This window comes from Methylophaga sp. UBA2012 (assembly GCF_002335235.1).
Lineage (GTDB): Bacteria > Pseudomonadota > Gammaproteobacteria > Nitrosococcales > Methylophagaceae > Methylophaga > Methylophaga thalassica.
Genome location: NZ_DDCG01000007.1, coordinates 14257 through 38713, shown reverse-complemented (window position 1 = coordinate 38713; position 24457 = coordinate 14257). Strand labels below are relative to the sequence as shown.

The 24457-nt window shown below is 44.2% G+C and carries 21 protein-coding genes and 1 pseudogene; 4 read left to right on the top strand and 18 right to left on the bottom strand.

All coding sequences use genetic code 11. From position 1 onward, the window contains the following. Positions 1–49: 49 nt before the first annotated feature. A pseudogene (locus B2248_RS14770) lies at positions 50–253 on the bottom strand (transposase); the annotation flags it as partial. Positions 254–642: 389 nt separating this feature from the next. Next, on the bottom strand, positions 643–1545 hold the full coding sequence (locus B2248_RS06595; protein WP_273178479.1) for a LysR family transcriptional regulator: 903 nt from the start codon (positions 1543–1545) through the stop codon (positions 643–645). A gap of 97 nt (positions 1546–1642) precedes the next feature. Here B2248_RS06595 and B2248_RS06590 point away from each other — a divergent pair, with 97 nt between their 5' ends. From B2248_RS06590 to gloA, 4 genes are all read left to right on the top strand, one after another. Then, the gene (locus B2248_RS06590; protein ID WP_273178477.1) at positions 1643–2437 is read left to right on the top strand and encodes an SDR family NAD(P)-dependent oxidoreductase; all 795 of its coding nucleotides are present in this window, start codon (positions 1643–1645) and stop codon (positions 2435–2437) included. A 14-nt stretch (positions 2438–2451) separates the two neighbouring features. Beyond that, positions 2452–3879, top strand: a complete 1428-nt coding sequence (locus B2248_RS06585) for a DHA2 family efflux MFS transporter permease subunit (RefSeq protein ID WP_273178475.1) — start codon at positions 2452–2454, stop codon at positions 3877–3879. Between the two features lie 104 nt (positions 3880–3983). After that, on the top strand, positions 3984–5309 hold the full coding sequence (locus tag B2248_RS06580) for an alanine/glycine:cation symporter family protein (protein WP_273178473.1): 1326 nt from the start codon (positions 3984–3986) through the stop codon (positions 5307–5309). Between the two features lie 55 nt (positions 5310–5364). Next, positions 5365–5919: a lactoylglutathione lyase gene (gene gloA / locus B2248_RS06575; RefSeq protein WP_273178471.1), complete on the top strand. Its 555-nt coding sequence runs from the start codon at positions 5365–5367 to the stop codon at positions 5917–5919. Positions 5920–5974: 55 nt separating this feature from the next. On the opposite strand, the gene B2248_RS06570 is transcribed toward gloA, so the two are convergent. The 16 genes from B2248_RS06570 to accC form a co-directional block, all read right to left on the bottom strand. Next, complete coding sequence (locus B2248_RS06570) at positions 5975–6154, bottom strand: PLDc N-terminal domain-containing protein (protein WP_007144013.1); 180 nt, start codon at positions 6152–6154, stop codon at positions 5975–5977. 63 nt (positions 6155–6217) lie between these two features. Continuing rightward, positions 6218–7639, bottom strand: a complete 1422-nt coding sequence (locus B2248_RS06565) for an efflux transporter outer membrane subunit (protein WP_273178469.1) — start codon at positions 7637–7639, stop codon at positions 6218–6220. 2 nt (positions 7640–7641) lie between these two features. Next, complete coding sequence (locus B2248_RS06560; protein WP_273178467.1) at positions 7642–10776, bottom strand: efflux RND transporter permease subunit; 3135 nt, start codon at positions 10774–10776, stop codon at positions 7642–7644. 2 nt (positions 10777–10778) lie between these two features. Continuing rightward, positions 10779–11942: an efflux RND transporter periplasmic adaptor subunit gene (locus B2248_RS06555; protein ID WP_273178465.1), complete on the bottom strand. Its 1164-nt coding sequence runs from the start codon at positions 11940–11942 to the stop codon at positions 10779–10781. Positions 11943–11953: 11 nt separating this feature from the next. Then, positions 11954–12550 carry a TetR/AcrR family transcriptional regulator gene (locus B2248_RS06550; RefSeq protein ID WP_273178464.1) on the bottom strand — a complete coding sequence of 199 codons (597 nt, stop codon included), beginning with the start codon at positions 12548–12550 and terminating at the stop codon, positions 11954–11956. An 87-nt stretch (positions 12551–12637) separates the two neighbouring features. Continuing rightward, positions 12638–13903, bottom strand: coding sequence for a DUF2254 domain-containing protein (locus B2248_RS06545; protein WP_273178462.1), 1266 nt, complete (start codon positions 13901–13903; stop codon positions 12638–12640). 126 nt (positions 13904–14029) lie between these two features. Further along, a complete protein-coding gene (erpA, locus tag B2248_RS06540; protein WP_007144007.1) occupies positions 14030–14374 on the bottom strand; it encodes an iron-sulfur cluster insertion protein ErpA in 345 nt (114 codons plus the stop codon). A gap of 65 nt (positions 14375–14439) precedes the next feature. Next, a complete protein-coding gene (locus B2248_RS06535; protein ID WP_007144006.1) occupies positions 14440–14883 on the bottom strand; it encodes a bactofilin family protein in 444 nt (147 codons plus the stop codon). 12 nt (positions 14884–14895) lie between these two features. After that, positions 14896–15588, bottom strand: coding sequence for a DUF6776 family protein (locus B2248_RS06530; RefSeq protein ID WP_007144005.1), 693 nt, complete (start codon positions 15586–15588; stop codon positions 14896–14898). Continuing rightward, entirely contained in the window at positions 15588–16619 is a 1032-nt protein-coding gene (argC, locus tag B2248_RS06525; RefSeq protein WP_273178461.1) for an N-acetyl-gamma-glutamyl-phosphate reductase, read from the bottom strand. The genes B2248_RS06530 and argC overlap by 1 nt, the downstream gene beginning before the upstream one ends. A gap of 74 nt (positions 16620–16693) precedes the next feature. Then, the gene (locus tag B2248_RS06520; protein WP_273178460.1) at positions 16694–19330 is read right to left on the bottom strand and encodes a class I adenylate cyclase; all 2637 of its coding nucleotides are present in this window, start codon (positions 19328–19330) and stop codon (positions 16694–16696) included. A 17-nt stretch (positions 19331–19347) separates the two neighbouring features. Continuing rightward, positions 19348–20910, bottom strand: coding sequence for a bifunctional phosphoribosylaminoimidazolecarboxamide formyltransferase/IMP cyclohydrolase (gene purH, locus B2248_RS06515; protein ID WP_273178459.1), 1563 nt, complete (start codon positions 20908–20910; stop codon positions 19348–19350). A 33-nt stretch (positions 20911–20943) separates the two neighbouring features. After that, positions 20944–21234, bottom strand: coding sequence for a DNA-binding transcriptional regulator Fis (fis, locus tag B2248_RS06510; protein ID WP_273178458.1), 291 nt, complete (start codon positions 21232–21234; stop codon positions 20944–20946). Beyond that, on the bottom strand, positions 21231–22238 hold the full coding sequence (gene dusB / locus B2248_RS06505) for a tRNA dihydrouridine synthase DusB (protein ID WP_273178457.1): 1008 nt from the start codon (positions 22236–22238) through the stop codon (positions 21231–21233). Before dusB ends, fis begins: the two co-directional genes overlap by 4 nt. Then, a complete protein-coding gene (gene prmA, locus B2248_RS06500) occupies positions 22228–23100 on the bottom strand; it encodes a 50S ribosomal protein L11 methyltransferase (protein WP_273178456.1) in 873 nt (290 codons plus the stop codon). The genes dusB and prmA overlap by 11 nt, the downstream gene beginning before the upstream one ends. 6 nt (positions 23101–23106) lie before the next feature. After that, positions 23107–24447 (bottom strand): acetyl-CoA carboxylase biotin carboxylase subunit, encoded by a 1341-nt coding sequence (gene accC / locus B2248_RS06495; RefSeq protein WP_273178455.1) that lies wholly within the window; start codon positions 24445–24447, stop codon positions 23107–23109. Positions 24448–24457 lie beyond the last annotated feature (10 nt).

The window sequence follows — 24457 nt, the reverse complement described above, 5'->3', positions numbered from 1 at the left end:
CGGCTTCCTTTAATATATGCCGTTCTTGCTCGGAACGTTTCAGCTCCCGTTTTAGCCGGGCGTTCTCGGCACGAAGATCTTGCTCTTCTTCCCGCTTTTCGGTTGGCTTAGGGAAGCGCTTTAACCAGCCATACAGGGTTTTTGTGCTGATCCCCAAACGTTCTGAAACGTCGGCAACGCTATAACCATGAACCGAAACCTGATTCACTGCTTCTTGTTTAAACTCATCTGAGTATCGAATACCTTTACCCATATTTTTCCTCTTATGGTTTAAGTTACATTTTTACCATAAAAGGTGTCGGGAAATCTCAGGCCTTACCATATCTTTGTGCGTCAAGTGGTACATGAGAATAACTGATTTCACCACTAATTAGTGATAGCATCTAGGCAGTGCAAATGCGGCTAGAGAGCAAACAGCAGTATTTGTCTTGCGGATATGAAGTGAGGAACTTTAAGGGTATTGATATCCCAGTTTCCCACTTATCCCAGTTCTAAAATGGGTGGTCAGAAGCTAGTTTTGAAGGAGTTTCCCAATATTTACACTTTTTTTTGCAAATTTCGGTGCTCCGAAAGCACTCCGAAAAACTTACAAAATATTATTTTTAAACGATTTTTTACTTTCTGTATCGGTAAATAAGCCAGTCAGAATCTATCTTTACGCATCTCCAGCGTTTGCAAACTGTTTAGTAAGAAGTCGATAAATAGTCGGATTCTGGCTGGTTGATGCTGGTTTTTTAAGGTAATGACATTAATTGGCGCACTAATGACGGCCTGTTCTGGCAATACTTGCACTAATTTGCCTGTGCTTAAGTCCTCAGCTACATCCCAATACGACTTCAGCACTATACCCATACCATTTAATGCCATAGCATGAGCTGCCTCACCATCATTACAACTTATGGCTTGCTGAATGTGTAAGGTTTGCGAAGGAAAGGCCCAGTTTATCTCAGTATGGCGACTAATAATAATGCAGTGGTGCTGGTAGAGTTCGTCTAGGATCTGAGGCGTGCCATTTTGAGCAAGATAGCCTGGTGACGCGCATAAAATACGATCATTATTCAGCAACCGACGTGCGACCAGTCTGGAATCTGGCAGTTCACCATAACGAATAGCGACATCAATACCTTCTGAAATCATCTCTTCAATGCTGTCACTCAATAGCAACTGGATTGTGATATTCGGATGCAGTCGTCTGAACTTAGCAATCAGTTTGACCAAATGGCGTCGACCAAAACTGTTGGGAGAGGTAATAGTTAATGAGCCAGATATCTGTTCTGACTTCTGCAAGATGGCTTCTTCAGCCTGTTCTAATTCCGACACGATACGTTGAGCATAATCATAAAGTGTTTGTCCTTCATCACTGACAGACAATCGTCGCGTACTTCGATGAATCAGTTGAACATCCAGATATTGCTCAAGCTTGCTCAATCGTTTACTGGCAGCAGCGAGCGAGATGCCTAAGGCTTGTGCGGCTGCAGTCAGGCTACCGAGCGTGACCACTTTTTCAAATACTCTTAATCCGAGTAGATCATCAATACGTTTCATTGTTAACTAATTCGAAATAGTGAATTTACATTATATCTATTTAATCAATATTGTCGCTCACCTACAATAAACAGACATAATTGATAAGGAGAACATGATGAAAATTGATTTCACTGGTAAAAAAGCATTAGTCACAGCCTCTACAGCGGGCATAGGGTTTGGCATTGCATCTGGCTTAGCCGAGTCTGGAGCAGAGGTCGTTATCAATGGCCGAAGTGATGAGAGTGTTGAGAAAGCAATAGCACGTATCAAACAAAAACTGCCCGAAGCCAAACTTATTCCTGCTGCGGCCGATTTATCAACGGCTGCCGGCTGCGAAGAACTGGTTCATAACGTGCCTGAGGTGGATATCCTTGTGAATAATGCGGGAATCTTCGGTCCGGCTGATTTTTTTGAGACAGATGATGAAACCTGGGATACCTATTGGGCAACCAATGTGATGTCCGGCATGCGATTGTCACGAGCCTATTTGCCTGCGATGCAGAAAAAACAATGGGGCCGGGTTGTGTTTATTTCGTCAGAGTCTGCCCGCAATATTCCTGATGACATGATCCATTATGGGGTATCAAAAACGGCCCAGTTATCACTGTCTCGTGGTCTTGCCAAACGCGTAGCAGGAAGTGGTGTGACAGTGAATAGTGTGTTGCCTGGACCAACACTTTCTGATGGCTTTAAAGCGATGATAGCGGATGAAGTAGAAAAAACAGGCCAGTCTTATGAAGAGGTAGGTCAATCTTTTGTTATGGAAGCCAGACCGAGTTCAGTCATCCAGCGACCTGCTTCGGTAGAAGAAGTAGCCAATATGGTGGTGTATGTCTGTTCTGAGCAAGCATCGGCCACCAGTGGTGCTGCGCTCAGAGTCGATGGTGGTGTCGTAGACGATATTGTGTAACTGACAGGCATGGCATGCAGTTAGGACCCATTCTGGTGAACAGACGAATAGCAATTGCATTATTAGTAGCGTCGGCGTTTTTTATGGAAACGTTAGACGCCACGATAATCGCTACCGCTTTGCCTGCAATCGCCAAGGATTTCGATATTGCAGCAGCACATTTATCTGTGGGTGTCTCGGCTTATCTTGTGGCATTAACTATTTTTATGCCGCTCAGCGGCTGGGCGGCTGATCGGTTTGGTGCACGACGGGTCTTTTCGCTGGCGGTACTGATATTTATTTTTTCCTCAGTGTTATGTGCTTTGAGTACTGGGCTGATGAGCTTTACAGCGGCCAGGGTCTTACAAGGTTTTGGTGGCGCGATGATGGTGCCTGTTGGCCGCCTAGTGGTATTACGAGATACACCCAAAAATCAGATTGTGAAAGCGGTGGCTATTCTAACCTGGCCGGCCTTATTCGGGCCGGTATTAGGCCCTTTTTTGGGGGGCTGGATCGCAACCCACTGGAGCTGGCATTGGATTTTTCTGATTAATGTACCCATTGGTTTACTGATATTAATCGTTACCCACTGCTTAATTCAGCCTCAGGCACATCGTGTAATGCAACGAGAACCTTTTGATATCCGTGGTTTTTTAATGACCGGAACCGGCTTTGGTATTTTTATGGCCGGTGTGGAATGTTTGAGTGCAGGCAGACTGCAGGTGGCATACAGTCTCAGTTTAATCATGGTTGGTTTAGCTTTGTTGGCGTTATCAATTAAACACTTACTTGGCAGTCAATATCCATTATTTAGTTTGAAGCCTTTAGCGATTAAAACTTTCAGAATTACCGCTGTGGGTGGTTCGTTTTTCCGAATAGCTGTGGCATCTGTGCCTTTCTTATTGCCGTTGATGTTCCAACTCGGGTTCGGCATGTCAGCGGTGGATGCTGGCATTTTATTACTGTGGTTATTTGTTGGTAATTTGTGCATGAAACCTGCCACCACCTGGATTATGAATACCTTTGGTTTCCGCCGGGTGCTGATAGCGAATGGACTGATGGTATCGGCTGGGTTTGTTGCTATGGCCATGTTTACAGTGAATACACCACATTGGTTAATGGTTCTGGTGTTATTTATTAGTGGCATGAATCGCTCCATGCATTTCACTGCACTTAATACTATTGGCTTTGCTGATGTGGGTGAACAGCAAATGCGTGATGCCAGCACACTGTTTTCAGTCCTGCAGCAGATGAGTCGGGGTATTGGCATCGCCTTTGCCGCTCTGGTATTGGCTTTTTCCATGTGGTTTTTACATGGAACCACACTAGTGGAAACTCAGACTGAGGACTTCCAGTTAGCCTTTTGGATCATTGCTGTCTTGGCGTTAATTTCAATTGCCGATACATTGAGTTTATCAAGAGATGCGGGTGCTTCTATTCTCAAAGCTAAAACAGTGTCTTGATCTGGTTAATGGTGCTGAAAGCGTGGTTGTTCGTAAAGTTTGACAGCAGCATGTATCTCACTTAACTTCAAATGCATTAATAACTTTTAACAGGTCAGGCATACATGGAATTTCTTTCACACTGGGTGTCGGTTTTATCCGGCTGGGTTTGGGGACCACCGATGCTCATCTTGCTGGTCGGCACCGGGCTTTATCTGACCGTGATGTTAAAGGGGCTCCAGTTTCGGGCGTTAGGCCATGCACTCAAGTTAGTATTTCATAAAGAAGATAAAGCGGATGGTGATATCAGTCATTTTGCCGCTTTAACCACGGCGCTGGCTGCAACGGTCGGAATTGGCAATATTGTTGGGGTGGCGACCGCGATTTCATTAGGTGGCCCAGGCGCCGTATTTTGGATGTGGGTGACAGGGCTGGTCGGCATGGCGACCAAATATGCAGAAGCCATGTTGGCGGTGAAATACCGTGAAGAGGGCGAGAACGGTATGCGTGGTGGCCCGATGTATTACATATCAAAAGGCGTAGGTTTACCGTGGCTAGGCAGTTTATTTGCTATTTTCACTGTCGGTGCCGCGTTTGGTATTGGTAATATGACCCAGGCCAATTCCGCAGCTGCAGCCGTACAGCAGGTATTTGGCATCGAAACCAGTACCACGGGTTTTGTACTGATGGTTTTAACGGGGCTGGTATTAATTGGCGGAATTCGTTCAATCGGACGATTCACTTCAATGTTAGTGCCTTTTATGATTGTGGCCTATTTAGGTGCGGCACTGATTGTGATTGGTATCAATATAGATGAAGTGCCAGCGGCCTTTCATTTAATTTTCTGGCATGCATTTAATCCTATCGCCGCGGGTGGTGGTTTTGCTGGTGCTGCTGTCGCGGCGGCGATTCGTTACGGTGTGGCACGTGGTGTGTTTTCGAATGAATCGGGCTTGGGCTCAGCCCCCATTGCTGCGGCGGCAGCCCGGACGAATGATCCGGTGAAACAGGCATTGGTTTCTATGACTCAGACCTTTATTGATACTCTGGTGGTGTGTACAGCAACAGCGTTGGTGATCTTAACGGCCACGGCCTGGCAGGACGGGGTGAAAGCCAATATCTTAACCAGTATCAGTTTTGCCGAAACATTAGGACCAACCGGCACTTATATTGTTGCGATAGCCACGGCTCTATTTGCCTTTTCCACCTTAATTGGCTGGAGTTATTACGGTGAAAAAGCACTGGAATATTTATTGGGTGAGAAAGCCATTATCATCTTCCGTATCGTGTTTGTCGCTGCAGTCATTGTTGGCGCCACCCGTGAGTTGAAGTTTGTCTGGGACTTTTCTGATTTGATGAATGGTTTAATGGCCATTCCAAACCTTATCGGGATTTTATTGCTGTCGAAAGTGGTCAAAGAAGAGAGTCAGCGTTATTTCAATACTAAGTGAGCCATTGTCATAAGAATGGTCATAAATTTATCTGTTTTACATTAAGGAGAGCACAATGAGTCGTCATTTTGACAATGCTGAAGGGCTAAGCGAGACACATGATCCTGCCACCCATGATTTTGTATTTAATCAGACTATGTTCCGCATCAAAGATCCGAAACGCACTCTGGCGTTTTACACTGAAGTGATGGGGATGACTTTAGTGAAACGATTTGATTTTCCAGAGATGAAGTTTACCTTGTATTTTATGGCGGCATTATCACCTGAACAAGTGAAAGCGATTTCAACGGATAACGATGAGCGTATCAAACAAACATTTGCCATGCCTGCGATGTTAGAGCTAACACATAACTGGGGTGATGAAGATAACGACGAGGTTAGCTATCACAATGGCAATAGTGATCCGCGTGGGTTTGGCCATATCGGTTTTGCTGTGCCAGATATTGATGCGGCATGTGAGCGATTTGAATCCTTCGGTGTGCCGTTTGTGAAGAAACCTAATGATGGCAAGATGAAAGGCATTGCCTTTATTCAAGATCCAGATGGTTACTGGATTGAGATTTTCACGCCTGAACGTCAGCCAGAATTACTAAAAGATCACTTAGGTTAAATGAAAGCATTAAAAAAGGGGCGTTAAGCCCCTTTTTTTTGCGTGGCTGGTTAGACTAGCTTTTAGGTCCAAGCAGGAACCAAATCAGCAGACCTAATACAGGAAATAGCAGAAGGATAAGTATCCATAATATCTTAGCGCCACCACCAGCAGGGCTATTGGCAACCTTAATAATGGCCCAGATAACAATGATTAACCAAATCAGACCTAATATGCCGCCCACTTGTAAATCCATTTTTCTCTCCTTAATTTCAACAAATATAAGTCAGCTTAAATTAAGCTGATGACGGATACAAAATTATTTCTGTTGTGGCGAAGGCGATGGTGTTTCTTCATACAGGCCACCACCCAATGATTTGTATAGCGTTAATTGATTACGAAGTCTGAGCAGTCGGGTATCAATCTGATTTAATTCACTGTTGATAGAACTACGCTGGGCATCCAATACATCCAGGTAACTATCTATACCAGCGTTGAAGCGATATTGAGCTAATTCCAGACTGCGTTTGGTGGATGCCGTTAGATCATTCTGTGCTTGCAATTGTGCATCTAAGGTATAACGCGCTTCCATCTCATCACGCACTTCCTTAAATGCTTCCTGAATCACTTGTTGATACTGAGCGATATTAATGTCTTTTTGTAACTCTGCCACATTCAGGTTGGCTTGATTGACACCCCAATCAAGTAATGGCAGGGTAAATTGCGGTGCGATAGACCATTGACGGCTTGATGCCTCCCCTAATTGACCAAAGCTTGTACCGCCAAAACCGAGTGAGGTGGTCAGACTGATACGCGGGAAGAATGCGGCTCTGGCTGCACCAATATCAGCATTGGCAGACTTAATATTGTACTCAGCCTGCATCACATCAGGACGTTTTAACAACACATCAGAAGTCAGATTAGCAGGAATATCACGCAATGTTTTTATTTGATACCAGTCTTTTTTCCATTCATCCTTATCCAAGCTTTGGCCCACTAAGAGCTGTAAGTTGGTGAAGTTCTGATTTGCTTGTTGCTGGTATTGCGCTTCCAGAACACGTGCTTCGTGCAGAGCTGTTTCGGCTTGTCTGACATCCTGTTCAGAAGCTAAGCCACTTTTGAAGCGTTTTTCAATCAGTTGATAACTTTCAGCACGTGCTTCCCGTGTTTCTGATGATAATTGATGTTGTGCATCACTCGCTAACCAACTAAACCAGGCATCAGCTACTTGGGCAATCAGGGTCAGTTGCATGCTGTCGCGTGATGATTTAGAAGCCAGGAACTGTTGTAATGCAGACTCTGACAGGCTATCTATTCGTCCAAAGAAATCGAGTTCCCAAGCAGATACACCTAGCCCAACACTATAAGTATCAGTAATGCCACTTCGGCCTGTACCAGTTAATGACTCTGGGGTGCGTTGACGTGTCACCGAGCCTTCTGCATTAACAGTGGGTAATTTGGCGGCTTTTTGAATACGAAATTGTTCACGTAATTGTTCGACCGTCAGCGATGAAACTCTAAGATCCTGGTTATTGGCTAACGCAATGCTGATCAATTGATCCAATTTCGGATCTAGATAAAAATCTTTCCAGCCGAGTTCAGCCACATCGGTTGAACTCTCGACTGATTGATTAGCAATGGCAATATTCGGCTCAGGTCTTTGATAATCTGGCATCAAAGAACATGCGGATATCGTTAATATCGCCGTTATAGCAACAGATAGTTTAAGAGGTTTTATCATAATCAGGCCTTTTTAACTTCATTATGTGATGATTTTTTAGTCACTTTTTCACGCAAACTAAATACCACAACAAAGAAGACGGGTATAAAGAATATGGCTAATGCGGTAGCGGTGAAAACACCACCAAAAACACCTGTACCAATGGCATTTTGACTGCCAGAGCCAGCCCCCGTAGCTACCATCAGAGGTAATACGCCAAGCATAAAGGCAAGTGATGTCATGATGATAGGGCGAAGACGCATTCTGACCGCTTCCATGGTGGCATCAATCAGCGACATACCATCTTCATAAAGTGATTTAGCAAACTCAACAATCAAGATGGCATTTTTTGATGCCAGACCAATAGTCGTTAACAGGCCTACCTGGAAATACACATCATTCGATAATCCACGGGCCATGGTAAACAATACAGCCCCGATAATACCCAGAGGTATAACCATCAACACGGAGAAAGGCACTGCCCAGCTTTCATATAATGCTGCCAGACATAGGAACACAACCATGATAGAGATAGCATAGAGTAGCGGTGCCTGATCGCCAGACTCTCTTTCTTGATACGACTGCCCTGTCCATTCATAAGCAAAGCCGGAGGGGAGTTTTGCCACTAACTCTTCCATCGCTTTCATGGCATCACCAGAGCTTACACCTGGCGCACCTTGACCTTGAATATTGACTGAGGAGACACCGTTATAGCGTTCAAGTCGTGGCGAACCATAAATCCAGCGTCCCTCTGAAAGAGAGCCTAATGACACCATTTCATTATCATCATTACGGACATACCATTTTGAGACATCTTCAGGCATCATTCTGTATGGCGCATCACCTTGCACGTAGACTTTCTTGACCCGACCATTATCAATAAAATCATTGACATAGGTCGAAGCCCAAGCTGTGTTGAAGGTTTGGTTAATTTGGTTTAAATCCACTCCAAATGCCGCGGCTTTTGTATGATCCACATCAATCTTAAATTGCGGAGTATCTTCCTGACCATTGGGTCGAACCCCCGTTAGACGTGGATCCTGGGCAGCCATACCTAGTAGTTGATTTCTGGCATTCATCAATGCTGCATGACCTTGCCCACCCACATCTTTTAGCTGTAAATCAAATCCACTGGCATTACCGAGTTCAGTAATGGATGGGGGGATGATAGGAAATACCATCGCATTCTTAATGGATGAAAAATATTGGAATGCACGTCCAGCAACGCCTTGAACACTCAATTCCTGACCCGGTCTTTCATCCCAGGGTTTCATATCTGTAAAGGCCATACCATTATTCTGGCCACGACCAGCAAAACTGAAGCCGATGATCGAGAAAACTGAGTTCACACTGTCTTTCTCTTGATCAAGATAATAGTCTTCAATTTTATTCATCACTTCAGCAGAGCGTTGTTTTGAGGCATTGGCTGGTAATGTCATTAAAGTAAACATGATGCCCTGATCTTCTTCAGGTAAGAAAGAGGTGGGAAGTTTAGTGAATAAAACTGCCAATACGCCGACGATTAATAAATAGATAACCATATATCTGCCAGTGCGGTGAATCATATGCCCGACAGAGCTTTGGTATTTATTTGTCGCTCGGTTGAAGTTGCGGTTAAACCAGCCGAAGAAGCCTTTTTTATCATTGTGTTCATCATCGCCAGCTCTGAGTAATGTTGCACACAAGGCGGGAGTCAATGTCAGGGCAACCAACACCGATAAGGCCATAGCAGAGACGATAGCTACGGAGAATTGTCGGTAAATTACGCCCGTTGAGCCACCAAAAAAGGCCATAGGAATAAATACGGCTGAAAGTACCAGAACAATACCTACTAAAGCACTGGTGATTTGAGCCATCGATTTTCGGGTGGCTTCACGAGGGGATAGCCCATCTTCATGCATCACACGTTCAACGTTTTCAACCACCACGATAGCGTCATCAACCAGTAAACCAATCGCCAACACCATGGCAAACATCGTCAGTGTATTAATACTAAAGCCGAAAGCGAACAGCACACCGAACGTCCCTAATAATACAATTGGCACGGCAATGGTTGGAATCAATGTGGCCCGGATATTCTGTAAGAATAAATACATGACCAGGAACACTAAAACGATCGCCTCAATTAAGGTGTGAATAACGTTTTCTATCGAGATTCTGACCGATGGTGTAGTGTCGTACGGATAAACGACTTTCAGGCTTTCTGGAAAATAAGGTGATAACTCGTCGATACGCTCACGAATTTTTTCGGCTGTTTCCAGTGCATTTGCACCTGATGCTAAGTTAATACCGATACCAGCAGCTGGTTGCCTATTGTATTCCGTTTCAAATTGGTAATTCTCACCACCTAATTCAATACGAGCCACATCAGACAGTTTGATGCGGGAACCATCTTCATTTACACGTAAGATGATTTGGCCGAACTCTTCCGGTGTTTCCAGTTGAGTCTGTACGATTATACTGGCATTAAATTCTTGACCTTTAACAGCGGGTGCCCCTCCGAGTTCACCGGCAGCAATTTGCACGTTCTGTGCACTAATGGCACTGGTCACATCAGTAGTGGTCAATTTGTAATGCGCTAATTTATCCGGATTGAGCCAAATACGCATGGCGTATTGCGAGCCAAATACTTGGATTTGACCTACACCATTTATACGGCTTAAGGGATCTTTGATATTGGCTGAGACATAGTCAGCAATGTCATATTTATCCAGACTGCCATTATCAGAGTAAAAGCCAAGCACCATTAAAAACGCTGCACTGGACTTGGTAACTTCTATGCCCTGATTTTGAACTGCTTGAGGTAACAAAGGCATGGCAGATTGTAGTTTGTTCTGTACTTGTACCTGGGCAATATCGGCATCAGTACCTGCATTAAAGGTGACCGTTAACGAGCCTGCACCAGAGGAATCACTGGTACCAGACATATAGAGTACATTATCAATCCCCGTTAGGTTTTGTTCGATAACCTGAATAACCGTATCCTCAACCGTTTTTGCAGAAGCGCCAGGATAGGTTGTACTGATTTCTACTGAGGGTGGAGCTACCGTTGGATACTGGGATATCGGTAATTGAAAAATGGAAATTATCCCCGCCAACATGATAATAATGGATATAACCCAGGCAAATACAGGGCGATCAATAAAAAATCTAGCCATGGTTACGCTCCACTATCCGCTGTTTGTAATGTATTGTTATCAATCTTAACTGATGCTTCTGGTGCGACTTTTTGCAGACCCTCAACAATGATTTGATCACCAGCATTAAGCCCTGATTTAACAATCCAGTTGTCATTAACAGCCTGGTCAAGCTCTAGTTGACGTAATTCCACTTTATTTTCTTTGTTAACAACTAAAGCTGTAGCATTTCCTTCACGATCAAAAGTAATACCTTTTTGTGGGGCCAGAATAACGTTTTCCAGCTTTCCTTCCTCAATAGTAGCTTTGACAAACATGCCAGGTAATAACAAATGTTCTGGATTTGGCATGATGGCTCTCAGCACGACATCACCCGTTGTTGGATCGACATTTGCCTCAGCAAATTTCAACGAGCCTGTTTCTGAGTAAGAACTGCCATCTTCTAGTGTGACAGTGACTTTAGGCGCTTTTTCTTTATTTATCTGGCGGGCAATAATGCGCTTACGTAAATCGAGTAGTTGTTTCGATGGTTGGGATATATCGATATATATAGGATCAAGCTGATTAATAGTGGTGAGTACGGCAGCTTGTTGTGCTGTGACCAAAGCGCCTTCTGTAAAATTAGACTTACCTATTTGGCCTGAGATAGGGGCATAGACATGAGTATAGTTCAAATTAGTCTCTGCCGTTTTTAATGTCGCTTCCTGCACTTTGATATCAGCTTCTGCTTGCTGATATGTGGCCAGAGCATCATCATAGTCTTGTTGACTGATGGCATTATCCGCTAGCAGGTTTTTGTATCTGGCCTCTTTAGCTTTGGCAGTCTTGAAAGCGGCTTTGGCTCGCATTAATTGCGCTCTAGCATTGGCAACTTCGGCTTGATACAAGGCGGCATCAATTTGATATAACTGCTGGCCTTCTTTTACTTGAGCGCCTTCTTCAAAGAGGCGTTTCTCAATAATGCCATTAACTTGCGGGCGCACCTCCGCTTGCCGGAAGGCTGTAGTGCGAGCAGGCAGTAGGCTGCGTAAAGTCACTTTCTGTGGAGCAAGCGTCACAACATCGACATGACTAGTTTGTTGTTGGCCTGCTGGGTTAGCTTGCTGTTGTTCATCAGACTGACATGCTGTTAATGCTAGCAATACAGACAATGATATGACACGAAGAAAAGAAGGTGAGAATTTCATTAATAACTCCATTATTGAGTCTCAATTTTTGATGTTGATATGGCATCCCATGATGCGTCGAGCATAGTATTCAGATCATTTGAGGATATCTTGATAGTGCCTCTTAGTTGCTGACCTGCAAGGTTCACGTAAGGCTCTATACCAAAGCTAGTCAGAACATCGTTAGGTAACTCCTTCAAAATCCCTTGTTTCCGACCCTGCTCATATAAGTCTGAAAGTGGTTGTAACTGACGCCAAGTATCTTGATATAGGTCATCAAGTACTTTTTCAGGTAAGTGATCGAACTGGGGTTTACATAAAGTCATAGACTTATTCTTGATGAAAAATTGCCATAGTCGTATACATAGCTCTCGATATTGTTGCTCTAAGGGTAAGGTTTTATCGTGATTATCAAAAATAGCTTCTGCAACTGTACTAATAATAGTGCTATGCAAACTGACTATCAGCTCATCCTTGTCTTTGAAATAAAGATAAACTGTTCCTGCAGCAACACCGGCTTCTGCGGCAAGTTGCTTAATAGAGAATCCATGAAATCCTTTTGAGGCTAATAGCTTTAGCGTTGCTGATAAAATGGCTTGATGTTTATCTTTGCAAGAGGATGCACACATGAAATTCCACCTAAATGAATGAACGTTCATTCATTTTATGGTTAAAACAAATTTTAGTAAAGTGTATTTTTGTGACAAATGTTTAAATTATGAAGATTTGATCGTGTCTCGTAATACTTGCAAGCGTTGTTTATCTGCATCTAACTTTAAGCTTAATAAAGCACGTTGATAAGCAAGTTCAGAGTGTTTGTCTACACAGCTCTCAAAGCATTCGGGACAGATTTGTTTTAAGGCTAGTAATGATTTTTGCAGTCGTATATGAATCTCGAGCATGCTAGCTCCATCCCGGCTGATGGGGAGAAAAATATCATCAAAAAGATTATCCAGCTTCACTTCTGGCATCCGAACATGTGGGTAGGCAATACTCTCATCAGCATCATCAAGATTTTTATGCTCTTGCCATAGTGACAGGACTCTGACTGCCCGACTCAAAATATCAATGGCAGTACCCGGATCATTCACGGCGGGAGAGAGTGCGCGGGAGGCGATTTCAGCGAGTACGGTGAAACCGAAGCGGGGATCCTGATCAAATGATCTCAGGTCATTGACGGTAAGTGCTCTATTGATAGTTTCGTCAATCGTGTCAGATTGAGCACCGTCATAATAAGCAACAGCTTCGCCTGGGTGAACAAAGTGACCTGGCTCTATATACAAACAGATTTCAGTTTTATTCGATTCGGCACAGCGGTTTAGCCCACCCAAATCAATATGCTCGATATAACCAATCTGCGTAACATATACAGCGTTTTTGCCTTTCTTGGGTGGGTTGTCTTTATCTAAGCGTTTCGCACCAAGACATGGATAGTCAATACGTTGTTTCATGGCTTCTGTAAGAGCTTCTTCCACACGGTTCGTGGTTTCACTCAAACGGCCTAATAAAGATAGGTGCTCTATCCAACGCAAGATGGTGACAACGATCAGGATGATAACGCCGATAGTCACGGTAAACAGGATTAAACGACCATTTTCTCCATAGATATCGGTGCTCAAGGCAATAATACCGACCAGACTGAACAAAAAAGAGCCGATAAACGTTGCAAGTACATTCTGGGTCGTGGTGTCTTGCCTGACCAGTTGGGTTGCTCTTGGGGTCGCACTTGAGCTTGCTGCTGCATAAGCAGAGACCATAACACTGAGAGAAAACGTCGTGACGGCAAGCATGCTCGAAGCGAGGATATTTAGGATGCCCCGAACAGCCTCAGCACCAATCTCAAATGGAAGAGGGCTGTGTATCAATGATTGTGCGGGAATGGCGATTAATGCTGTCACAATAGCCAGTACTGCAAATAATGAGGCTCTCAACCACAATGTGCGCGTGAGTTGAGTTAATAACCATTGCCATTTTGATATCATCTTCTACCCTCTATCCGTATCGTTTCAGAATAATGAACCCGTCGTTAACAGGCAACAAAGACAATAAATGACGGCAAAAAAAAACCGATGTTGAAACACCGGTTTTTTGAGGTCATATGTTTTTGCTTATGGCGAGAAAGAAGAGCCGCAACCACAGGTTGTTGTAGCATTTGGATTACGAATGACGAATTGAGAACCTTCAATGCCATCTGTGTAATCAATCTCTGCACCAACCAAGTATTGATAACTTGCTGGATCAATCAATAAAGTGACACCACCTTTTTCTACTTGTGTATCACCATCACTGACTTCTTCTTCGAAGGTAAAGCCATATTGGAAACCTGAGCAACCGCCTCCAGTAATGAATACTCGCAGCTTGAGCTGATCATTACCTTCTTCAGCGATAAGATTGCTGACTTTTGCTGCCGCTGCCTCGGTAAAAATGATTGGGCTGGGCATTTCGCTTGTCATGTCATCACTCCGAATAAATGGTTAATTAATAGCCATTATCCAATTCTGACTAAAATAGTCAAGATTTAGCTTTTTTGCTCAAGGTGGAAAGACGCTTTTTCATCAAAGACTTCATGCTCGACATGGAGTATATCTTCCTCTTCGTCCTGAGAGCGAATTAAGTGACCGTTCACTTCACTTCCCATGGCCATCTCGATCATGCGGTAATAAAGGTTGCCATTGATACGTGCTTTTGGCGCAAGCTCCACATGTTCTGATGCGAAGACATTACCATTTATTTCACCATTGATGATGAGATTAGGCACACGGACTTCCCCATCAATTTTTCCTTGTTCACTCAGGGTTAATAAGGAACCATCATCATTGGCAACAATAGTTCCTTGAATGCTGCCATCGATACGTAAACCACCACTGAAGTTGATATCGCCTTTTAGGTGTGTATCACGACCAATTAATGTATCTATGCGGGTCGTTGTTTTTTTCTTTTTTGGTTTATCTTTTTTGAACATGATGAACCTCATTTATGGCAGGGTAGTGGACACTTCCCACTGAAAAGTACGTTTAGTTAAGACTTTTTTATTTTGTTTTAATTCGATATCAATGCTTTTCGGTTGTTCATTCTCTTCGATGCTGAATACACCTTCAAGCACTTGCACATGTTTTAGTTTCAAACTGTGTTTATTGGCGAGCCGAGGTTTGGTTTTATCATCGGCAAAATTCAATGTCACCAATACATCCCCTTTGATTGCTTTTGAGATTTTTTTACCTTGGGTAATAACAATCCGATAGAAATACTGCGATAGATTATCTGGATTGGCTCTGAGATGAAGCTCTCGTATCTGAAGTTCACTACTGGCATTACCCTGGGTAATATTCTGATAGAACAATAGTTCTTTGTTCAGCTCAATGACTTGATCCTGCAATCTTTCTAGATTCGATTGTAACTGAGAGTCGGTGGCATCCTGCATCGCCTGCATTCGCGAAATATCATTTACCTGCGAGGAGAGAAGTTTATTTTGCTCAAGTAACTTCTTGTTTTCTTCCTGAAGAATTTTGTTCTGTTTTGTTAGTTCAGCAAGGTGTTTGTTTTGTTCACTTTGCCATTGGGTGGTCCAATACCAGACAATCGAAGTTGATACTGTGAGTGTTATCAGCAGTAGCAAAAAGGTTCTAAACGGTCGTCTGGTTTGGATTACATACGGTTTATCAATCATCAGGGCATCATCGCAATTACATTAATCCCTGTTTTTTCATCGAGGCCAAACATGATATTCATATTATGGATAGCCTGGCCTGAAGCGCCTTTGACCAAATTATCAATTACAGAAAGAACAACCACCGTATCACTGTTTTGAGGTTGGTGTACTGCGATTCGGCAGATATTACTACCCTGAACACTACGTGTTTCTGGCATGGAGCCGATCGGCATCACATCCACAAAAGGCTCGTTAGCATAACGCTCTTCAAACACTTTTTGTAAGTTCACATCGTGCGCGGTGAGTCGGCCATATAAGGTGGCATGAATGCCTCTCACCATGGGGGCCAGATGTGGAATAAAGGTTAAATCCACTTCTTGCTGGCAATGCTGGGACAAGACTTCACGGATTTCAGGCAAGTGGCGATGACCACTCACGCCATAGGCTTTAAAGCTGCCACTGGTTTCTGCCATCAGCATGGGGATGGCCGCTTTTCTGCCAGCACCACTGACGCCAGTTTTTGCATCCGCAATTAAGTGCAGGGGGTCAATTAATCCTGCTTCCAATAATGGCAAAAAGCCCAGTTCTGTGGCTGTTGGATAACAGCCCGGTACAGCAACTAACTGTGCGTCTTTGATCTTGTCGCGATTCAGTTCCGGTAAACCATAAACGGCATGTTCAAATAACTCAGGACAAGTATGCTGGGTGTTGTACCACTGCTCCCAGACAGCAAGGTCTTTGAGCCTGAAGTCAGCAGAAAGATCGATAACCCGTGTATTACGTTTAATCAATTCAGGTACTAATGCCATCGCCACGGTATGAGGGGTGGCGAAGAAAACCACATCACATTGAGCAAGAATGTCGGGATCTGGCTCTGAAAAGGCGATATTTACATGACCACGCAAGTTTGGAAAAAGATCGCTGACGGGCATGCCTGCTTCACTTCGGGAGGTGATAACTTCCAGTGAGACCTCAGGGTGATTAGCAAGTAATCTTAATAGTTCGACACCTGTATATCCGGTGCCACCAACAATGCCGACTTTGATCATAACTTACTCTGTCGTCCGATAATGAAAGACCAACATAATAAAAGAGCACAGGCCAAAGAGAAAGCCCGTATCGATTATTGTTGGTTGAAAAGTTGTTCCAAACGGTTCTTTTGCTGAATATATATAGCCGTTGGGTAAGCGTGATTATCAGTAAATTGTAGTTGATTGATATAAAGCGGATATGTCTGGTTATTTTGTCGTAAGGAATGAATAAGCTGATGGACTTGAGCAAATAAGCTTGTATCATCAGCACGGCCTTCAAACCATTTTTTACCACACATAATGGTGCAGGCTGCATCCAGTGCCGGACTCTCCATGGTCACCTGAACAGGTAGAAAAGTTTGTGTTGAGTTCTGTCGGGCAATCGCATTGATTTTCCAGCCCTGCTGGTGATGGCTGAGCAAATAAAAGCGGATATGTTTAAGTTTATTGCATGCCTTAATGTGTGACAGAAACATTTGAAGGTGCCCCATCAGGGTCGACTCACTGAGATGCTGAACTTGCTGGCGGACAAGATTGGCATATTCATCAATAAGATAATACACCACGGTATTTTTCTCGAGATAAAGAAAAATACTTACTTGCTCAGCTGTCTGATAGCTCAATAGGGTATTCAGTAGTTGGTCTTTATCAAGATAGCTATCCAGCGCCTGCGCTGTGAAAGTGTGTGTATTGTCAGCAAGGTGTTGCCAGATGGTTTGTGACATCGGCCGTCTTACATATTCAACTTGCCCATCATGCCATTGAAGTTGATAAGGACGATCGGCCAGATTAATCAAAAATTTTCCACGTTGTGAATGAGTTTGATAAAGCTGGCAAACTTGCGGTATTAACGTTTCAAAGCGATGGTTTATTGATTTTTCAAATCCTGGCGTTGTACACCAGCTATTCACTCTGGGAGGAGCTGCTGGCTGCCAAAGTAGCAGACTGGTGAGCATCTCCAGCACAGCCGTCTGACCCTGATAAAATGTACTGTAAATCTGACCATGGCTGGAGATAAACAAGCAATCGATCGTTAATACCAGACTTTCTTTAAAGGAACTGTAATTGAGCGGATCATTTTGTTTGCTGGCGAGTTGTAAACCCTGTTGAGAAAGTTTATTGCTGGGCTGCTGCTCCAGATTAGGGAATACCAAAACCTGAACAATGGTTTCCGTTGTTGTGATGTCTGCTTGTTGCTTCGGGATATCAAGCAGGCCCAGACCCTGGTTGATAATGTAATGACTCAGCTCTATGACAGATGATGTTGTGTACTTCTGGTGCTGGTCTGTCACACTCAGCCAGTTGGTTTTTGCTAACAGATGATGATTGATCGCCCAGCTTAAAACATCGATGAGTTGCGAATGTTGGTATAAGCCCGATTTTGCATTATCTGCAAGCGGCACCTGACTGACCAGCCAGTCTTGTTGATCCTTGAATCTGTATAAATACAAACGGCTTTCATTAAGTTCAGGCCGTAATGATAGTGGCAGTGAGGGAATCTGATTTCCCTGCGGTTGAAAACGCAAACGGTATAACTGCTTGAGATAAGTTATCTCATGGCGGGTATCCAGTTGATGTTTTTTACAATAAAGCTCGAGCTTTTCTAATAAAGACTGAATAACAGGGGATAATCTGGTAAACCAAAGTTGGTTTTGTTTGATATTGGAGTGGCGATTATCCAATGTTTGTAATTGGATTTCAGACCATCCCCACAACGTTGTCAGCTGTTTTACAAATTCTCTGCGCCATGGATGCTGAGCTTGGTTTAGCTGAACAGAAAGTGCTTCCTGACTTTCCTTATAGAATACTTCTCTGGCGATATTGATTAATGATTCTTCGGCGTATGATTCAATAATGGAGAGTTTTAATGCCTGGTTCTCCAGAGCGGAAAAGCGAGACTCACCGCGATAAATAGCTTGTTTTAAAACAGACGACAGTAATGGAAAAGACGTCACCGTTTCTAATAGTAGTGGCAGATAGAGCAGATCAAGTGAGACATGTCCGTCTAACAGAACGTCTTTGCCTACGGCATAAGTCGTTTCAAACAAGGCATTTTGATCAACAACCTTGACCGGACCAAAATCCGCCAGATTGTATTGTTTAAATTTAGCCTGTGATTTGAACTCATCAACAATGGCTTGATGATCCGTCGCTTCTTCATGGCTTATCAGCCACCAATAAGGGTCAGCACCTGCCAGTACAATACCTTGTGTATAAAACTGTTCTTTTTGCCCTTCAGATAAGGCAGTGTTATCAGCTAATGCCTTTTCGGTGAGTAACTGTGTTTTTAGCCATAGCCCATTTTCTTCGCACCAAGCTGTTATGGCATCTAACTTTAATTGCAGTTGCTGGCGCTGTTCAATATCGACAAGATCAGAACAGAGTACCCATAACTCAAATTCCGTTTTATCGGAGTAGCTGTAATGATGGTGAGGGTTGATAAGATAAAGGCCGCGCAAGGGATAACGACGTAAAGCGCGTACACGATGACTGAAGCTGCGATTCAGTTGTTGTGCTTTGTTTATCGTGTCCTGTGACGGGCGATAATCAAGCAAGCCGGCCGGCACATCATCACTGATATAACCCGGCAGCAGCTTGGCATTGATATGTAAGAAAAGGGGCAATAATTGAAAAATTAACGCCTGACGAGCAGGCGCCATTTCAATTAAGTGTTGAAAGCGCTGATAATTTAGCGATTGGAATAAACGATAAGCCTCAACGCGATCCACAAACAATCCGCGGTTATTTAATGTCTGAAGTGACGCATGCCAGTAAAGACCATGGCAATACCATGCTCATTTGCTGCCGCAATAACTTCATCATCACGCATAGAGCCGCCTGGTTGAATAACAGCTTTAATACCTGCCGCTGCTGCCGCATCCAGGCCATCTCGGAATGGGAAAAAGGCATCAGAAGCCATCACGGCACCTGGTACCGTTAAACCCGCATCTTCAGCTTTAATACCCGCAATTCGACTACTCACAACACGGCTCATCTGTCCGGCACCAATACCAACAGTCTGTTGATTTTTGACATACACAATGGCGTTTGATTTCACAAACTTAGCGACACGCCAGGCAAATAATAAGTCAGCCATTTGTTCTTCAGATGGGGCTATTTCAGTGACCACTTTCAGATCGGCTTTTTGCACCAGTGCTTCATCACGGTCCTGAACTAATAAACCACCGTTAACACGTTTGTAATCGAGTCCAGTTGCGGCATTGTTTTCAAATTCGCCACAGGCCAATAAACGCACATTGGCTTTTTGAGCGACGATTGCCTGGGCTTCTTCACTGATTGATGGTGCGATAATGACTTCGACAAACTGGCGATCAATAATGGCTTTTGCTGTCTCAGCATCTAATGGACGATTAAAGGCGATAATACCGCCAAAGGCCGAGGTTGGATCGGTTTCGTAAGCTAAGTCATATGCCTTGAGCAAGCTATCTGCGACAGCCACACCACATGGGTTGGCATGTTTAACAATCACACAGGCAGGCGCTTCAGGGAACGCTTTCACACATTCCAGCGCGGCATCTGTATCGGCAATATTGTTATATGACAGTTCTTTACCCTGCAATTGCTTGGCAGCACTGATGGTGCCAGAGGCAGGATTCGCTTCGGTATAGAAAGCGGCATTTTGGTGAGGATTTTCACCGTAACGCATGTCTTGTTTTTTCACGAACTGGCTATTAAATGTACGTGAGAAAGAGACTTTTTCTTCACCGGTTAATTTGCCCAGATAGTTGGCGATAGCACCGTCATAATGTGCTGTATGTTCAAATGTTTTTACTGCTAAATCAAAACGGGTGGCATCATCGACACCGCCATTGGCTTCGATTTGTGCTACAACGTTGGCGTAGTCAGCAGGATCAATCAACACAGTGACATCCGCATGATTTTTGGCCGCAGCACGCAGCATGGTGGGGCCACCAATATCAATATTCTCAATAGCCATCGGCAAGGTGCAGTCATCACGTGCAATCGTGGCTTCAAATGGATAAAGGTTAACGACAACCAGATCAATCGGAGCAATATCATGCTCAGCCATGATGGCATCATCGGTACCACGACGTCCTAATAAACCACCATGAATTTTGGGGTGTAATGTTTTGATACGGCCATCCATCATTTCTGGGAAGCCAGTATGTGAGGAGACTTCTTTTACTGGTAAGCCTGCTTCGGCTAATAATTTGGCTGTACCGCCAGTGGATAACAGTTCTACACCGAGCTTGTTTAATTGCTGGGCTAATTCAAGCACACCAGTTTTGTCTGATACGCTCAATAGAGCACGTTTGATTTGATTCATTGAAAATCACTTCCAGGAGATAAAAAATTCGATTTATAAGCCGTATTGCTTAAGCTTTTTACGTAATGTTCCACGGTTAATACCGAGAATTTCAGCTGCACGACTTTGGTTGCCGTTGGTATGTTCCAGGGTGGCTTTGAGCAGGGGAACTTCGACTTCCGTCATTAACATTTCATACAAGTTGGCTGCAGGATGACCTTCCAGTTGTTCGAAGTAATCAGCCAGTGCACGCGTCACACACACATTCAATGGTGCCGCTGTTTGCTCAGCGGCGACAGCTAGCTCTGCGCATGTAGTTGAATCTTTGGCTAGCGGTTGAGTCATGCGGCTTGAATATCCTGTTGTTCTTGTAGTTGATCAAAAAACTGACGTGTAAAGTCTACCTGTTGTTGCGGTGATTCGAGCAAATTCATTTCCTGACGGAAGGCATTACCATTTCGTAGGCCTTTGCTATACCAGGCAATATGTTTTCGCGCCATTCGGACACCAGAAAAATCACCATAAAAATCGTACAGGTTTTCCAGGTGTTCAATCAAGATTTGACGAATTTCAGCAACAGAAGGAGATGATAACAGTTTGTCATGCTCAAGGTAATGGATAATTTGTCTAAAAATCCATGGGTTACCCTGGGCAGCACGCCCGATCATTAAGCCATCAACGCCGGTTTTATTAAGTACTTCAGCTGCTTTTAACGGTGAATCTATATCGCCATTAGCAATAATTGGCATGGATGAAATAGCCGCTTTTATTTCTGCAATGGTGTCGTATTCGGCTTCGCCTTTATAGGCATCCGCTCTTGTTCTGCCATGAATCGCTAACGCTTGTATGCCAGATTGTTCGGCAATACGGGCAATGGTTAAGCCATTACGGTTATCTCTATCCCAACCGGTACGTATTTTCAGGGTGACAGGCACATCGACAGCATTCACCACCGATTCAAGAATACTGGCCACTAATGATTCATCCTGCAATAGAGCAGAACCCGCCATCACATTACAGACTTTTTTTGCAGGGCAACCCATATTGATATCAATGATATGGGCACCTTGATCGACATTATGTTTTGCTGCTTCAGCCATCATTTTGGGATCGGCACCAGCAATCTGTACACTACGTGGTTCCGGCTCACCTGCATGGTTGGCACGTAATAAAGATTTTTTGCTGGCCCACAATGCTTTGTTTGCGGTAATCATTTCTGATACGGCCATTCCCGCACCAAGTCGACGACAAAGCTGGCGGAATGGGCGATCCGTCACTCCTGCCATCGGCGCCAGAAATAAATTATTCGGCAAACGGTATGGCCCGATACTGAGGGTGTTACCTTGCATGACGGGTGCCGTTTAATCGAGTCCAATCTTCCTTGATGGTAGGCGCTTGCATATCAAACCATGCAGCATAGCTATCCGATACTTCCTGAGCCTGTACCTCTAATATGCCTGACAACACCAGCTCCGCACTGGGTTTGGTCAGATTGGCAAAACGTGGCGCAAGGGTTTGAAGTGGGCCGGCCAGAATATTCGCCAATAATAGGTCACATGGTTCATCCGGACAGTCACCGGGCAAATAGGCTTCGATCTCGACGCCATTACGTTCAGCATTGGCACGTGTCGCTTCAAGTGCCTGTGGATCGGTGTCGACACCAATAACACGTTCAGCCCCCAGCAAGGCGGCAGCAATCGCCAAAATACCACTACCGCAGCCATAATCAATCACGTATTTACCTTTGAGATCTGCCTGGTCTAACCAGTTCAGACATAAGGCTGTGGTGGGGTGGGTACCGGTACCGAATGCCAGACCGGGATCGAGCATAATATTGACCGCATCAGGTGCTGGTGGTGTATGCCAGCTGGGACATATCCATAAACGCTCGCCAAACTGGATAGGATGAAAGTTATCCATCCATTCCCTTTCCCAGTCTTTATCTTCAACGGCTTCAACGCGATATGGCGGTATATCGTTTACCAGCGTTGATAACATCTTGCCGACATCATCAGGATTGGTTTCCGCATCAAATAAGGCAACAACACGTGTTGCCGTCCACAAAGGTGTGGTACCCAGATCGGGTTCGTAAATAGGCTGATCGGCATCATCTTCAAAGGTGACAGCCGCTGCACCGCACTCAGAAAACGCATCAGACAAGGCATCTGCCTTGTCTGATGTGGTGTTACAAATAAATTGAATCCAGGCCATGGTTGATTACATGCCCAGTTTCTTTTCAAGGTAATGAATATTGGTGCCACCCGTTTGGAAGTGAGTGTCGTCCATGATGTCACGTTGCAGCTCAACGTTAGTTTTAATGCCTTCAATACCAATTTCTTTTAAGGCCGTTTGCATACGGGCAATCGCGATATCACGTGTTTTACCGTAAGCAATCAGTTTGCCGATCAGAGAATCATAGTTTGGTGGTACACGGTAGCCACTATAAATGTGAGAATCCATACGGATACCGGCACCGCCTGGTGCATGATAAGACGTAATTTGTCCTGGGCTTGGCATAAACGTGCGAGGGTCTTCAGCATTGATACGGCATTCAATGGCATGTCCACGCATGACAATATCTTCTTGTTTAATAGATAGTGGTTCACCAGCCGCGATGCGTATTTGTTGCACCAGCAGATCAACATCAGTTACACGTTCAGTAACCGGATGCTCTACCTGAATACGGGTATTCATCTCGATGAAATAGAATTCACCATCCTGATAGAGAAACTCAAAGGTACCAGCACCACGGTAACCAATGCGCACACAAGCTTCCGCACAGATTTTACCCATACGATCACGCATTTCTGGGGTGATGCCTGGAGCAGGAGCTTCCTCAACAACTTTTTGATGGCGACGCTGCATAGAGCAGTCGCGTTCACCTAAGTGAATAGCATTGCCATGCTGATCGGCGAGTACCTGGAATTCAATATGGCGAGGATTTTCCAGGAATTTCTCCATATAAACCATGCCATTACCAAATGCTGCTTTTGCTTCACTACGTGTTAAGGCAATAGCGTTCAGCAAGTGTGCTTCACTGTGAACTTCGCGCATACCACGACCACCACCACCACCGGCGGCTTTAATAATGATCGGATAGCCGATTTCACGTGCCAGACGTAAATTGGTTTCATCATCATTACCTAATGGGCCGTCAGAGCCTGGTACACAAGGTACACCAGCTTCTTTCATCGCTTTAATTGCCGATACCTTATCACCCATCAGACGGATGGTATCAGCACGTGGACCGATGAAAATAAAGCCACTTTCTTCTACACGTTCTGCAAAGTCAGCATTTTCAGATAAAAAGCCATAACCGGGGTGAATTGCTGTGGCATCTGTAATTTCAGCAGCACTGATAAGTGCAGGGATGTTGAGATAACTTTCACTAGAGGGGGCAGGGCCAATACAAACAGTCTCATCAGCTAGCAAAACGTGTTTTAAGTCACGGTCTACGGTTGAGTGAACAGCAACCGTTTTGATGCCTAGTTCCCAACATGCCCGCAAGATACGCAAGGCAATCTCGCCTCGGTTAGCAATAACAATTTTATCGATCATAATTTGGTTT